Source organism: Sphingomonas sp. (genome assembly GCF_025362505.1).
Lineage (GTDB): Bacteria > Pseudomonadota > Alphaproteobacteria > Sphingomonadales > Sphingomonadaceae > Sphingomicrobium.
The window spans coordinates 1-12,971 of record NZ_JANYGG010000069.1; the positions used below are offsets into that span (position 1 = coordinate 1).

Annotated in this window: 13 protein-coding genes and 1 pseudogene; 3 read left to right on the forward strand and 11 right to left on the reverse strand. The window is 64.7% G+C overall.

The genetic code is table 11. The features are described from left to right. Nucleotides 1–152: 152 nt before the first annotated feature. Complete coding sequence (locus Q0R27_RS06675) at nucleotides 153–425, forward strand: hypothetical protein (RefSeq protein ID WP_293942627.1); 273 nt, start codon at nucleotides 153–155, stop codon at nucleotides 423–425. Nucleotides 426–552: 127 nt separating this feature from the next. On the opposite strand, the gene Q0R27_RS06680 is transcribed toward Q0R27_RS06675, so the two are convergent. The 7 genes from Q0R27_RS06680 to Q0R27_RS06710 form a co-directional block, all read right to left on the reverse strand. Next, nucleotides 553–684 carry a BrnA antitoxin family protein gene (locus Q0R27_RS06680; protein ID WP_293942629.1) on the reverse strand — a complete coding sequence of 44 codons (132 nt, stop codon included), beginning with the start codon at nucleotides 682–684 and terminating at the stop codon, nucleotides 553–555. Beyond that, nucleotides 681–878 carry a hypothetical protein gene (locus tag Q0R27_RS06685; protein WP_293942631.1) on the reverse strand — a complete coding sequence of 66 codons (198 nt, stop codon included), beginning with the start codon at nucleotides 876–878 and terminating at the stop codon, nucleotides 681–683. The genes Q0R27_RS06680 and Q0R27_RS06685 overlap by 4 nt, the downstream gene beginning before the upstream one ends. Further along, nucleotides 859–1,047 carry a hypothetical protein gene (locus Q0R27_RS06690; protein WP_293942632.1) on the reverse strand — a complete coding sequence of 63 codons (189 nt, stop codon included), beginning with the start codon at nucleotides 1,045–1,047 and terminating at the stop codon, nucleotides 859–861. Before Q0R27_RS06690 ends, Q0R27_RS06685 begins: the two co-directional genes overlap by 20 nt. A 118-nt stretch (nucleotides 1,048–1,165) precedes the next feature. Next, complete coding sequence (gene uvrA / locus Q0R27_RS06695) at nucleotides 1,166–4,207, reverse strand: excinuclease ABC subunit UvrA (protein WP_293942634.1); 3,042 nt, start codon at nucleotides 4,205–4,207, stop codon at nucleotides 1,166–1,168. Nucleotides 4,208–4,369: 162 nt separating this feature from the next. Continuing rightward, a complete protein-coding gene (locus Q0R27_RS06700; RefSeq protein ID WP_293942636.1) occupies nucleotides 4,370–4,510 on the reverse strand; it encodes a type II toxin-antitoxin system YoeB family toxin in 141 nt (46 codons plus the stop codon). A gap of 73 nt (nucleotides 4,511–4,583) precedes the next feature. Beyond that, complete coding sequence (locus Q0R27_RS06705; RefSeq protein ID WP_293942638.1) at nucleotides 4,584–4,970, reverse strand: c-type cytochrome; 387 nt, start codon at nucleotides 4,968–4,970, stop codon at nucleotides 4,584–4,586. Beyond that, nucleotides 4,955–6,301 carry a hypothetical protein gene (locus Q0R27_RS06710; protein ID WP_293942640.1) on the reverse strand — a complete coding sequence of 449 codons (1,347 nt, stop codon included), beginning with the start codon at nucleotides 6,299–6,301 and terminating at the stop codon, nucleotides 4,955–4,957. The genes Q0R27_RS06705 and Q0R27_RS06710 overlap by 16 nt, the downstream gene beginning before the upstream one ends. A 392-nt stretch (nucleotides 6,302–6,693) precedes the next feature. Here Q0R27_RS06710 and Q0R27_RS06715 point away from each other — a divergent pair, with 392 nt between their 5' ends. Both Q0R27_RS06715 and Q0R27_RS06720 read left to right on the forward strand, forming a co-directional pair. Next, the gene (locus tag Q0R27_RS06715) at nucleotides 6,694–7,419 is read left to right on the forward strand and encodes a Bax inhibitor-1/YccA family protein (RefSeq protein ID WP_293942642.1); all 726 of its coding nucleotides are present in this window, start codon (nucleotides 6,694–6,696) and stop codon (nucleotides 7,417–7,419) included. Between the two features lie 151 nt (nucleotides 7,420–7,570). Beyond that, nucleotides 7,571–8,437: a dienelactone hydrolase family protein gene (locus Q0R27_RS06720; protein ID WP_293942644.1), complete on the forward strand. Its 867-nt coding sequence runs from the start codon at nucleotides 7,571–7,573 to the stop codon at nucleotides 8,435–8,437. On the opposite strand, the gene Q0R27_RS06725 is transcribed toward Q0R27_RS06720, so the two are convergent. The 4 genes and pseudogenes from Q0R27_RS06725 to Q0R27_RS06740 all read right to left on the reverse strand — a co-directional run. Next, a complete protein-coding gene (locus tag Q0R27_RS06725; RefSeq protein WP_293942646.1) occupies nucleotides 8,438–9,067 on the reverse strand; it encodes a glutathione S-transferase N-terminal domain-containing protein in 630 nt (209 codons plus the stop codon). A gap of 14 nt (nucleotides 9,068–9,081) precedes the next feature. Then, complete coding sequence (locus tag Q0R27_RS06730) at nucleotides 9,082–10,767, reverse strand: M1 family metallopeptidase (protein WP_293942650.1); 1,686 nt, start codon at nucleotides 10,765–10,767, stop codon at nucleotides 9,082–9,084. Nucleotides 10,768–10,832: 65 nt separating this feature from the next. Next, nucleotides 10,833–12,497 carry a M28 family metallopeptidase gene (locus tag Q0R27_RS06735; protein WP_293942648.1) on the reverse strand — a complete coding sequence of 555 codons (1,665 nt, stop codon included), beginning with the start codon at nucleotides 12,495–12,497 and terminating at the stop codon, nucleotides 10,833–10,835. A gap of 351 nt (nucleotides 12,498–12,848) precedes the next feature. Beyond that, nucleotides 12,849–12,971 (reverse strand): annotated as a pseudogene (locus tag Q0R27_RS06740) (IS630 family transposase); the annotation flags it as partial.

Sequence of the window (12,971 nt, forward strand, 5' to 3'; positions counted from 1 at the left end):
CCTGCCGTGACTCTTGGGAAAATACGGCTCAAGCCGCGCCATCTGCTCGTCCGTCAGCCAGTACAGGTTGCTCATGCTCCGTCTCCTTGCGGAGCCTGAATCAGATCGCGCCTCTCAAATCAATGGGTCCTGACCCTAGGGCGTTTACGGATATGACCGATCGTTGGGTGGATCGATACTCGAATGTGCCCGGCTGCAAAGCCGCAGTCACCGATGTGACGCGCGAATGGTTCGAGCAGCAGCTAATTGAAACGGTAATGAGCGCCTTGGCACTCAAAAACGGTGGAAAGTGGAGCATGTCGGAGCTTGGTGATTTGTGGAATGATACGTCTCTGACTGCGGCTGTCCTCCCGCGATATCATATTGACATGAACATCAAGCGGGTTCTCGGCCAGCGCTTGGGGAAAGTCGCTTTAGCCGCATAATCTGACTGTTTGTGGACATGACGCTGGATGTGAGAGGGTTCTCAAACATCCAGCGTTACCGCGACTGTCAACCCGAACTCGCTTGCCTCTGCTAGACTAGTCTGGAGGATCATACTTAGCGCCGTTCCTAAACCCCCGCCGCTTTCCTCAGCGCCTCGTTCATTCGCGATTGCCAGCCGGGGCCTTGGGCGCGGAGGGCGGCGATGATGTCGTGGTCCCAGGTCGAGCCCGGGATGACGGAGCGGAGCGAACATGTCATTCGTGCCGCTCCCCGGCGGAGGTCTTGGCCGAGCCCGGCGGGGTTCCCAAGCCCGGCGTACTGGCGCGGCTGATGACGGTGTCGCCGATGCGCAGTTCGGCGCGCTCGAACATCTCGTCGGTCCACTCGGGGGCGTCATCCGGATTGACCCAGCCGCCCACGTCGGTCAGCGGCTCACCACTTGCCACCGGCATCCTCGATCGCTTTCAGCAGCGCGCGCTTGCTGGGCGTGCGGCGGGTGCCGGCGTTGCGGGGGAGGTCGGGGTTGCAGAGTTCGGCGCGACGTAACGCGAGCTTGGCTGCGAACTCGGGGTAGGAGACGCGGCGAAGGCCCTGATCAGCGCCCTGCGATGTCTTCGACACCAAATTCTCCTCCGGACTCAAACCGAACCCGGCCCTCAAGATAGCGCATATCGGCGTCGGGATGAAGCAGCAGCAGCTGGCGCGCCTGATCGAGACGATCACGAGCCGTCCCGGAGGCTCATTCGGCGGGCACCTGCTCACGCTTGCGCTTGGCGGGGCGCTTGGTGGTGACGAGTTCGGCGCGGGGTTTGTCGAGAAGCGGCTTGAGGTAGAAGCCGGTTGCGCTCCTCGGTTCAGCCGCGATTGCTTCGGGGGTGCCGACGGCGACGATCTCCCCGCCGTTGACCCCGCCATCCGGCCCCAGGTCGATGACCCAGTCGGCGGTCTTGATGACGTCGAGGTTATGCTCGATGACGACGACGGTGTTGCCTTGCTCGACCAGCGCGTGGAGCACTTCGAGCAGCTTGCGGACGTCCTCGAAGTGCAAGCCGGTGGTCGGCTCGTCGAGGATGTAGAGCGTGCTGCCGGTGGCGCGGCGGGAGAGTTCCTTGGCGAGCTTGACGCGCTGTGCCTCGCCGCCGCTGAGCGTGGTCGCCTGCTGGCCGACCTTGACGTAGCCCAAGCCCACTTCCTGAAGCATCGCCATCTTGTCGCGGATGCCGGGGACCGCCTTGAAAAACTCGACCGCGTCTTCGACCGTCATGTCGAGCAGGTCGGCGATCGACTTGCCCTTGAACTTCACCTCGAGCGTTTCGCGATTGTAGCGCCGGCCGTGGCACACGTCGCAGGTGACGTAGACGTCGGGGAGGAAGTGCATCTCGATCTTGAGCAGGCCGTCGCCGGTGCACGCCTCGCAGCGGCCGCCCTTGACGTTGAACGAGAAGCGGCCGGGTTTGTAGCCGCGCGCCTGGGATTCGGGGAGGCTGGCGAACCAGTCGCGGATCTGGGTGAAGGCGCCGGTGTAGGTCGCGGGGTTGGAGCGCGGGGTGCGGCCGATCGGCGACTGGTCGATGTCGATGACCTTGTCGAGATACTCGAGCCCGGTGATCCGGTCGTATTTGCCCGCTAGGATGCGCGCGCCGTTGAGGATGCGCGCGGCGGCGGCGTAGAGGGTGTCGATGGTCAGGCTCGACTTGCCCGACCCCGAGACGCCGGTGATGCAGGTGAAGGTGCCGAGCGGGATCGACGCGGTGACGTTCTGGAGGTTGTTGGCGGTGGCGCCGTGGACGGTGAGTTTCTTGCCCGAGCCCTTGCGGCGTTTGGCCGGGATCGGGATCGAGCGGCGGCCCGAGAGATAGTCGGCGGTGAGGCTGCCCTCGCACGCGAGGAGGTCGTCGAGGGTGCCGGCGCAGACCACTTCGCCGCCGTGGACCCCCGCGCCCGGCCCCATGTCGATGACATAGTCGGCGGAGCGGATGGCGTCTTCGTCATGTTCGACGACGAGCACGGTGTTACCGAGCGATTTGAGCCGCTTGAGGGTTTCGAGGAGGCGGTCATTGTCCTTCTGGTGGAGCCCGATCGAGGGTTCGTCGAGGACGTAGAGCACGCCCGACAGGCCGCTGCCGATTTGCGACGCGAGGCGGATGCGCTGGCTTTCGCCGCCCGACAGGGTGCCGCTGGTGCGGTCAAGGTTGAGATAGTCGAGCCCGACATTGTCGAGGAAACCCAAGCGCTCGTTGATTTCCTTGAGGATGGCGCGGGCGATTTCGCGCTGCTGCGGGCCGAGCTGTTCCTCCAATCCGCGGAACCAGCGGAGCGCGTCGACCACCGAGCGGCGGGCGGAGAGCGAGATGTCCTCGCCGGCGATTTTCACGGAGAGCGCTTCGGGCTTGAGACGCGCGCCGCCGCAGGTCTCGCAGGCGTGGGCGGCCTGGTAGCGCGACAGTTCCTCGCGCATCCACGCGGATTCGGTCGAGGCCATGCGCCGTTCGAGGTTGCCGATGACGCCTTCGAACAGCTTCTTGACCTCGTAGGACTTGCGCCCGTCGACGAAGCGCAGCGTGATCGCGCGCCCGCCGGTACCGCGCAGGACGGCGTGCCGGGCTTCCTCGGGAAGCTCGCTCCACGGGGTGGCAAGGTCGAAGTCATAGGCGCGGGCGAGGGAGCCGAGGACCTGCATGTAATAGGGCGAGGGCGGGTTGGACTTGGCCCACGGGACGACCGCGCCCTTGGCGATCGACAGCGCGTGGTTGGGGACGACGAGGTCCTCGTCGAACACCATCTTTTCGCCGAGCCCGTCGCACGCCGGGCAGGCGCCTTGAGGGGAGTTGAACGAGAACAGGCGGGGTTCGATCTCGGCGATGGTGAAGCCCGAGACGGGGCAGGCGAATTTCTCGGAGAAGACGATCCGGCCGGGGGCGCCATAGTCGAGCTTGAACTGACTCCCCTCCCTGTCAGGGAGGGGTTGGGGGTGGGTGAGCGCGTCTGCGCGCCCAGAAGGCGCAACCTCGTCGGCCGCCGAAGAACCCACCCCCGGCCCCTCCCTTGCAGGGAGGGGGGAAGGGTCGGCGGGGTCGAGGAACGCCAGCCCGTCGGCGAGCTTGAGCGCGGTTTCGAACGAGTCCGCGAGGCGCGACTGAATCCCGTCCCTGATCGCGATGCGGTCGACGACGACCTCGATGTCATGCTTGTATTTCTTGTCGAGGGCGGGGGCTTCGTCGATTTCAACCATCACGCCGTCGATGCGGACGCGGGTGAAGCCGGCCTTCTGCCACTCGGCGAGTTCCTTGCGATACTCGCCCTTGCGACCGCGGACGACGGGGGCGAGGAGGTAGTGGCGCGAGCCCTCGGGCAGCGTCATCGTGCGGTCGACCATCTGGCTAACGGTCTGCGCCGAGATGGGGAGCCCGGTCGCGGGCGAGTAGGGCACCCCCACGCGCGCCCACAGCAGGCGCATATAGTCGTAAATCTCGGTGACGGTGGCGACGGTCGAGCGCGGGTTGCGGCTGGTGGTCTTCTGCTCGATCGAAATGGCCGGGGAGAGCCCGTCGATATGCTCGACATCGGGCTTCTGCATCATCTCGAGGAACTGGCGCGCATAGGCGGACAGGCTCTCGACATAGCGCCGCTGCCCCTCGGCATAGATGGTGTCGAACGCGAGCGAGGATTTACCCGACCCTGACAGCCCGGTGATCACCGTCAGCGCATCGCGCGGAATCTCGACATTGACGCCCTTGAGGTTGTGCTCACGGGCACCACGAACGCTTATGTGGGTCAGCATGCGGAGAACCGATGCTTCTGGATGTGAGTAAGCATGAGCGCATTTGTTCCATATTTGTTCGCAGCGGACAAGGGCTGGCAGCCGGAAATAACTAACGCCTAAATGGGAGCCGCGGGCGCGGGATCAACTGTCGAGCTGCGCGGGGCGAGCGCCGACCAATACTCAATAATGATACCGGTACTGCGCGATTTCAAACGCTTGGGCGTTATCCTTGCCGGTCACGCGGTAGGCCAGGCGTTGTTCGCTGTTGAGGCGGCGGGACCACCAGCCGGTGAGGTTACAGCGTCTCCTCGATCGAGGCACATTCGCTGGCCGAGACAAGAACCGCGCCCCCGCCGCGCGGGCGAGTGATGGCTTTCGGCGCGCGGTCCGCTTTCTAATGCAGCGTTGCCAGATAAGCGATCAGGTCGCCGAGTTGCTGGGGATTGCTGAGGCCGGCGTAGGGCATCTTGGTGCCGCGCACCATCTTGGCGGGGGCGGGGAGGTACGCTTGGAGCTCCGCCTGAGTCCAGGTCAGGCGCATGGCCTTCATTGCCGACGAATACTGGTATTTCGGAACGGTGGCGGAGGCGCGACCGACGATCCCGAACAGGCTGGGACCGATGCCATTCTTGCTCGCGACAGTAGCGTGGCACATGGCGCACTGCGCCTGGAACACCGCTTTGCCCTTGCCAACGTCGCCCGTGGCGGCGGCCGGGGCCGAGATCGAGACAAGGCTAAGAATCCCTGCGACGATGGCGGCGTTGGTCAGAATGCGACCCATGTGAAAACCCTCAGCGTGTTGTTGTCGGTCGCATTGGCGCCCGCTCCATCGTAATTGGTGCGCGCCCCATCGAACCGCGTGTAGGCGGTGTACTGAACCCCGGCGCGGATGTTGAAGCGCGGGCCGAGCGGCGATTTGCCGTCGCCGAACAGCGTGCCGTCGAGCTGCAGCATGACACCGCTGCTGCCCGGGCCGGCGGTGCGGCTGTCGGGGTAGAGGTAGGGATTCGCCGAGCCCGACAAGTCGAACACGCCGACGGTCGCGCCAATTTTGTTGTGCCAATAGTAACTGGCGTCCGCGCGCAGATCGCCGAGCGTGGCATGCGCGCATTCGGCGACACTCGGCGCGGCGATCGATTCGTCGGCAATGCCCAGCGCGCAGCTTGCCTCGAGCGCGCGTTTCTCGTGCGTATAGCGGGCGTTGATCGTCAATGTGTCGGCGCCAAGCGGTTTGATCCATGACCCGTCGAGGCCGAGATCGGTGTAGCGGTCGGTTAACCCAGTCGAGCGGTCCCGCCCCGGGTAGAGCGCAGCCTTCAGCGCGAATGCGCCGACCTCGAGCGTCCCGCCGGCCGCCTCCTGCTGCCACGCCACGCGGGCATAGGGCGCGAGGCCGTGGATGTCGCCGGGATCGAACGGATCGGCGCCGAGCCAGCGCAGCGTTCCCTCCTTGGGAGTCGAATAGCCCCCGCCCTCGATATAAAATTTGGAGTCGATCCAGCCATAAGCGGTGAGTCCGATGACGTTTTGCGCGAGGCCGCCCGCGAACAGCGGCGAGGTCGCCGGGCCGGGGGCAATCGGCGAGCTGGTGTACGGGTATCCCCACGCCGGCAGCGTGTTCCACACGTCCTGCGTGGTCGGGCTGTTGTTGAGGCTGAGGCCATAGACCAGGCTCTTGTCGCCAATCTTGCCAGTGTTGACCACGCGCAGATCGACATTGTCCCACGACCACGTCTTGCCGATGCCGTCATAGGTGGTCTGGACGAATCCGCCGAGGTGCGAGCCGACCCCGCCGGCGAGGAAAATGCTGCCTTGTTCAAACTTGACGCTGCTGGTCTTCACCGGGGTCGTGCCGGCGGGAACGGGATCGCCGCTGAGCGCGCGGGTGAAGGAGGCCACCGCCATCGCCGAGAGGGGAATGTTGGTCTTGCCGGTGCGCATCGTGTAGCCGCCGAGCTTGAACTCGCGGCCGAAGCGGGTGAGCTGGGGGCCGAAGCCGCCAACATGGCACGAGGTGCACGGCTGTCCGACCTGCTCGGCAAAGGCGGGAACCGCCTTCGCCGGCGCGCTAAACGCGACCAGCGCGATGAAACAGCCGATGGATGTCAGCAAGGCGCGAGACAGGCCTGCGAGAACTGTATCGTTGAAGCGCAAGCGAATCTCCGATTTGTTATAAATAATCTTTACTCTGTGTTCGAACGTGTCAAGCAAATAGGATGTTTCGAATTTCGCACACAAATTAATCGGATTTTAATTTCAAACAGGGTGGGGCTTGATTATGCATGCCTTCGGGGGCGGTAAGCGGGCTTCTTGTCGTAATTATGAAACCGTTCCCCTCCCTTTCCCGAGACCCGAATTTGGCGCAGCCGGATTGCCGATCCTGCGGGGCTTTGGGCGAGCAAGCCGTCCCATTGCGAGACGCGAGCGGTTTATCTTGAAGGAACGTCGCGAAAGACCGATATAGGCGAGTGGGAAGGCCGCTTCGCCTTCGCAAAGGAGATGAAATGGACAATCAGTTCGACCCGCGCGTGACCGGCGTGAATGCCGCTTCGGTCGGCGTGCCGCGTGCCGCTCGCGACGTGGGCCTGCGGTCCTATATGCTGTCGGTTTACAATTACATGGCCTCGGCGGTGCTGCTGACAGGCGTCGTCGCCTTGCTGTTCTTTAACAGTGGCTATGCCGCTCAGGTGATGACCACGCCGCTGCGCTGGCTGATCATCCTTGCGCCGCTCGGCTTCGTGTTCGCGATGAGCTTCGGCGTCAACCGGATGCAGACCTCGACGGTCCAGGCGCTGTTCTGGGGCTTTGCCGTCGCCATGGGTCTGTCGATGTCGACCATCTTCCTGGTCTATACCGGCGTGTCGATCGCGCAGACCTTCTTCGCGGTCGCGGCCGCGTTCATGGGCCTGTCGCTCTATGGCTACACGACCAAGAAGGATCTGTCGGGCTTCGGCACCTTCCTGATCATGGGCGTGGTCGGGCTGCTGGTGGCGATGGTCATCAACATGTTCCTTCGCTCTCCGGCGATGCAGCTGGCGATCAGCGCGATCGGCGTGCTGATCTTCGCCGGGCTGACCGCCTATGACACGCAGAAGATCAAGAGCATGTATGCTCATGTCGCGGGAACCGACATGATCGGCAAGGCCGCGATCATGGGCGCACTGACGCTCTATCTCGACTTTATCAACATGTTCCAGTTCATGCTGAGCTTCATGGGCAATCGCCGTTAAGCTTTCGCACGATCAAGGATTGGGCCCGGCGGGAGACTGCCGGGCCCTTTTTTGTGGGATGGGCCGGACCCATCGCGGGCGCTCGGCCCCTTGAACATGGTCGCGAGCCATGGGAGGATTGGGCTTCGATCCCGGCGGCAGGAGTGGCACGATGTGTGACAGTGACGACCATATCGACTTCATCGTCGATAGCTCGCTGACCCGGCGATCGGTGCTTGTCAGTCTTTCGTCCGTCGCGGCCGTCACCGCGCTGCCCGCGACGGCGTTCGCCGCCAGCGTGATCGAGACCGACGTCATGGTGAAGACGGCCGACGGCGCGGCCGACGCGGCGCTGTTCCGCCCGGCCGGGCGCGGTGTCTGGCCCGCGGTCTTGCTGTGGCCGGACATATTGGGATTGCGGCCGGTGTTCCGCGAGATGGGCCGTCGCCTAGCGGCGCAGGGATATGTCGTCCTGGTGCCCAATCCATTTTATCGGGTTCGCCGCGCGCCGATCGTCACCGGACCATTCGACTTTGGCGACAAGCCGGCAGTCGCGAAGCTGTTTGCCCTGAAGGATGGCCTGACCGACGCCAGGGTCGACAGCGACACCGCTGCGTTCCTCGCCTTTCTCGACCGCCAGCGGCCCGTCGATCGCAGCAAGGGGTTCGGCGTGCAGGGCTATTGCTTCAGCGGTCCGTTCGCGTTCCGCGCCGCGGCGCTTTCGCCGAACCGCGTCCGTGCCGTCGCGACCTTCCACGGCGGCGGGTTGGTGACCAGCGACCCGAGCAGCCCGCACCTGCTGATCCCCAAGACACGGGCGCGATTTTTGGTGGCCATCGCGCGCAACGACGACCAGCAACAGCCTGACGCGAAGGCGGTACTCAAGGCGAGCTTTGCCTCCGCCGGGCGATCGGCCGCGGTGGAAGTGTTCCGCGCCGATCACGGCTGGTGTGTTGCCGGAAGCCCGTCCTACAACGAACCCGAGGCCGAGCGCGCCTGGGCCAGGCTGTTGCAGCTTTATCGCGCTCGTCTGGTCTGATCAGCTCGCCTGCTGCGACATGGTTTCGGCGGCCTCCTGGTCGAGCTGCTTGCCTCGGCGCCAGGCGTCGCGGTCGGTGACGCTGGCGATATAGCTCGTGAAGGCGGGGCGCGGTTCCAGCAGCTTGAACATCAGCATGAAGCCGATCTGCGATCCGACGACGACATCGGCGGCGCTGAACTTGTCGCCGGCGATGAAGCGCTTGCCGGTAACCCCCTGTTCCAGCGTGTCGACCGCGCGCTCGAAGCTGCCATAGCCGAACATCCGCTGCTTGGCGGCGTCGGGTTCCCAACCGACCGACTTGTTGGTGAACGCCGCCTCGATCGGACCCGCGGCGAAGAAGGTCCAACGGTAATAATCGGCGCGCTCGGCGGGTGGCGGGGCCAGCCCGGCGGCGGGGAAGGCATCGGCGAGATAGAGGCAGATCGCCGCAACCTCGGTGACGATATTGCCGTCGTGGACGATCGCCGGGATCTTCTGCATCGGGTTGATCTTGGCGTAGGCGTCGCCTTTCAGCGTCGTCGCATAGTCGAGGATTTCGGTGTCATAGGGCTGGCCGACCTCCTCCAGCATCCACCGCACGATCTGCCCGCGCGATTGCGGGTTGGTGTAGAATTTGAGGTCGGTCATCGGAACCTCCGGATTCAATCTGGTTTCTTGTCTTTCTGCGCCGTCGTCCAGTCGCGGAAACGGTCGATCGCATCGTTCTGCTGGAGCAGTTTCGAGTCGGGATCGAGGATGTAGTGTGTCGCGGGCGAAGGCAAGGCGAGCTCGCCGTGTCCGCCGGTCATGGCGACCGTCTGGATCGCATCGCCGACGCGGACTTCGACCGGCATCGGGAAGGGCAGGCCCCCGGGGGTGCGCCATTGCAGCATCACGCGATTGCCGTCGCGCCGGTCGACCAGTCGCGGCAGCGGCGCGCGGCGCAGATAGACGTCGAAAAACCATTTGAGGTCGCGCCGTGATTCCTCGCCGGCCAGCGCGACGAACTCGTCGGTCGAGCTAAGACGCGTGGTGAAATTCCCCGGGCGTGGGTCGGGGCGGCCATAAACCAGGCGGCGCGTCGCGCGGAAAAACGCCTCGTCGCCGATCAGGCCGCGCAGCGTGTGGAGTACCCACGATCCCTTGACATAAATGTCGCCCCCAGGCCCGGTCTTGGGGTCGTAAACCGTGCTTTCGGTCTGATGGTGGCCCGAGACGATCGGGAACTTGTTGGCGATCTTCACACGCTCGGTCCACAGCATCTCGTGATAGGGCATCTCGCCCCCGATCCAGCGCGCGTAGAGCGGTTGCATGTAGGTGCCGAAGCCTTCGTGGAGCCACATGTCGTCCCAATCGCAGTTCGTCACCTGGTTGCCGAACCATTCATGGCTAAATTCGTGGTGGAACAGCCAGTCATAGCCTTCGGGCGCGGGCTTGTAGGCGTTGCCATAGGCGTTGATCGTCTGGTGCTCCATGCCGAGATGCGGCGTCTGGACCACCCCCAGCTTCTCCGCGGCGAACGGGTAAGGGCCGATATTTGCCTCGAAAAAGGCGAGCGTCGGAGCAAATTCGGCGAACAGTTTCTTCGCCTTGTCGCGCTCGCCCAGGTACCAGTAATCGAGCGGCACGCGGTTGCCGAAGCGGCTCAGCGCCTCGCCGTGGAGGTGCGAATAGGGTGCGACGTCGAGCGCGATCGCATAGTTGTTGGGGTTATGCGTCACCCAATCGAAGGTCGTGCGGCCGTCGGCGAGGTGGCGGATGCCCGTCAGACGGCCGTTGGCGGGGGCGGCGAGCCCCGGCGGCACGGTGATGTGCAGCGCAACGGTGCCGACCTCGACCAGGCTATTGTCGAAGCACGGCCAGAACAGGTCACAGCCTTCTCCTTCGACCGCGGTCGCGACCCATGGCTTGCCGGCCGGGGTGTGCGACCAGACGAAGCCCCCCTCCCACGGCGCCCTCTTCGCGACATGCGGGTGGCCGGCATAGTCGATCGCGAGCGACAGCGTGTCGCCGGCGCGCTTGGTGGCGGGCAGGGTGACGCTGACCTGGCCGTCGGCATTGTGCCAGGCGGCGGCGTCGAGCGGGTGGCCGTCGGCGGCGATGGCGCTGATCGGAAGCTCGGGGTCGAGATCGAACTGGAGCTTCGTTATCGGCTGGCGGACAGCAAAGCCGAGTAGCGCGTGGCCGCTGATCGACTGGGAGTCGGGGAAGACCTCGAACGACAGATCGGCGGTGCGGAATTCGACCGATTTCTGCTCGCGCGTCAGTGGCAGCCCGGTCGCCGCAGTGCGCGTTCCGAGTTCGTCATGGGTCGCGAGCCAGCGCTGCAACGCGAGCACGCCGAGCACGACCAACAGAAGCAGCGCGATCAGCCAGGGAACGACATCGCGGCCGGGCCGCGCCGGGGCCGCGCTTATCGCCGCAACGCCGCGGTGCGGTCACGGACGGCGCGGAATTCGCTGTCGTTCGACCAGTTCGGCCATAGCCGCGAATTGGCGAGCCGCTTGCCCAGAGAATGAAGCAGTGCGGCGTCCTGCGCCATGCCGGTGAAGTCCCACTGGGGCGACCATTCGTCGGCTGGCTGGTGGTACATGTTGGTCGTGTAATCCTTGGCCCACGCCTCGCCGCGCGAAATGCCGCCGGTGACAAGGTCGAGCCCCGGCTTGAACGAGATGGCGGGGACGCCGACCTTGGCCATCGAGAAATGGTCGGAGCGGTAGAAGCCGCCGGTCTCGGGGTGCGGGTCGGCGGTGAAGCGGCGGCCCTGGCGGGTGCCGTCGGCGATGAGCTCGTCGAGCAGCCCGAGCTGCGCGGTGCCCGAGATCGAATAGTCGCGCGCCGGGCCCTGCACGCCCATCGAGTCGGTGTTGAGCACCGCGACCGTCGTCGCCAGCGGGTAGAGCGGGTGGTTGCCGTAATATTCCGAGCCGAGCAGGCCCTTTTCCTCGGCGGTGACGGCAAGGAACAGGATCGAACGGTCGCTGCGTGGTTCGCGGGCGAAAGCGCGCGCCTGCTCGATCAGCTGGGCGATGCCGGTGCCATTGTCGATCGCGCCATTGTAGATCTTGTCGCCCTTCGCGTCGGGCTGGCCGATGCCGAGATGGTCCCAGTGCGCCGAGTAGATCAGTGTCTCGTTCGGGCGGCGCTTGCCGCGAAGCAGCGCGGCGACATTCTTCGAGGTGATGACCGAGCTTCGCGCCGTTCCCGTCGCGGTCAGGCTGGCGTTGAGCGGGATCGGACGGAAATCCTTGCGCCGGGCGGCGGCCTTGGCAGCCTCGAAGTCGAGCCCGGCGGCGGCGAAGATATCCTTCGCGACATTGCGCTGGATCCAGCTTTCGAACGGGGTGTGGACCCCGCGCGGGTTGTCGCGGACGATGTCGAACATGGAGTTGGTGTTGCTGTTCTTGACCGTGTTCCAGCCGTACGAGGCGGGGTCGGTTTCGTGGACGATCATCACGCCGGCCGCGCCGCGCCGCGCGGCTTCCTCATATTTATAGGTCCAGCGACCGTAATAGGTCATCGCCTTGCCGCCGAACTGGCCTTCGAGCGGAGCGCCGGTGGCCTCGAAGTCGGGGTCGTTGATGAGCAGGACGAGGATCTTGCCGCGCACGTCGACGTCCTTGAAATCGTCCCACCCGCGCTCGGGCGCGGTGACGCCGTAGCCGACGAACAGCAGCGGCGCGGAGGAGATGGCGAGCGACTTCGACCCGTCCATCGGTGAGCGAACCGCGATCTGCTCGCGCTGGACGAGGGGCAAGAGGCGTCCGTCGGGGAGGCGCACGGTAACCTGGGGATCGGCGGTGAATTCGGAACGGAGCAGCGGCACCGCCTGCGTCCAGAGCCGCTTGCCGCGCACGATATCGCCGCCCGGTTGCAGCCCGGCGGCGCGGAACTGGCCGACGAGATAGTCGACGGTCTTGCCCTCCGCCCGCGTCGCCACCCCGCGCCCCTCATAGGCGTCCGAGCCGAGGATGCGGACATGGTTCGACAGGCGCTGTGGATCGAACTGGGGCGCGGCAAGCGCACCGCCCGCCGAACCGAGCAACGCCGCCGCCAACACCAACCGCCACTCACGCATGTTCAACTCCCGAATATCCTCGGGCGATCAAGCGCAGAATAGCGGGCGGCGCAAGGGGGGCGCGAATGTTCCCAATGTTCGTGGTGACGTCGCTCTTGCCGCGACCGACGTCACAAGCAAAATATGGGTTCGAATAGTCAATATAAAAGAGCCAAAAAGGTTATAGAAGATTCCCCGGCTCAAGGGAAGAGTTTTCTTTCTGACGGCTCCACCGTGGTGAGCGCGCCGCCGATCCCCCTGCGGAGCTTCGTGCAGTTCGTAAACTGTCACCGTAATTTCATTTACTCGCTCCGCGGCCAGTACCCGCAAGCAAAATATATGCGAAAAACGTCTAATACCAAGACTCTCTGATTAGAACCGATGCGCCCAAGTTCGCAGCCCGAGGGACATGATGCGCCACGGTTGGTCGGTGAGACGGTTCCAGGCGAAGCAGCAGTGATCAAGGATATCGTCGTAGGATTTGAAGACGCGGTT

Coding starts and splice junctions, on each gene's coding strand:
- Q0R27_RS06680 (WP_293942629.1), bottom strand. CDS start 684: ATGACATGTTCGCTCCGCTCCGTCATCCCGGGCTCGACCTGGGACCAC.
- Q0R27_RS06725 (WP_293942646.1), bottom strand. CDS start 9,067: ATGACCGACCTCAAATTCTACACCAACCCGCAATCGCGCGGGCAGATC.
- Q0R27_RS06675 (WP_293942627.1), top strand. CDS start 153: ATGACCGATCGTTGGGTGGATCGATACTCGAATGTGCCCGGCTGCAAA.
- Q0R27_RS06715 (WP_293942642.1), top strand. CDS start 6,694: ATGGACAATCAGTTCGACCCGCGCGTGACCGGCGTGAATGCCGCTTCG.
- Q0R27_RS06735 (WP_293942648.1), bottom strand. CDS start 12,497: ATGCGTGAGTGGCGGTTGGTGTTGGCGGCGGCGTTGCTCGGTTCGGCG.
- Q0R27_RS06720 (WP_293942644.1), top strand. CDS start 7,571: ATGTGTGACAGTGACGACCATATCGACTTCATCGTCGATAGCTCGCTG.
- uvrA (WP_293942634.1), bottom strand. CDS start 4,207: ATGCTGACCCACATAAGCGTTCGTGGTGCCCGTGAGCACAACCTCAAG.
- Q0R27_RS06685 (WP_293942631.1), bottom strand. CDS start 878: ATGCCGGTGGCAAGTGGTGAGCCGCTGACCGACGTGGGCGGCTGGGTC.
- Q0R27_RS06705 (WP_293942638.1), bottom strand. CDS start 4,970: ATGGGTCGCATTCTGACCAACGCCGCCATCGTCGCAGGGATTCTTAGC.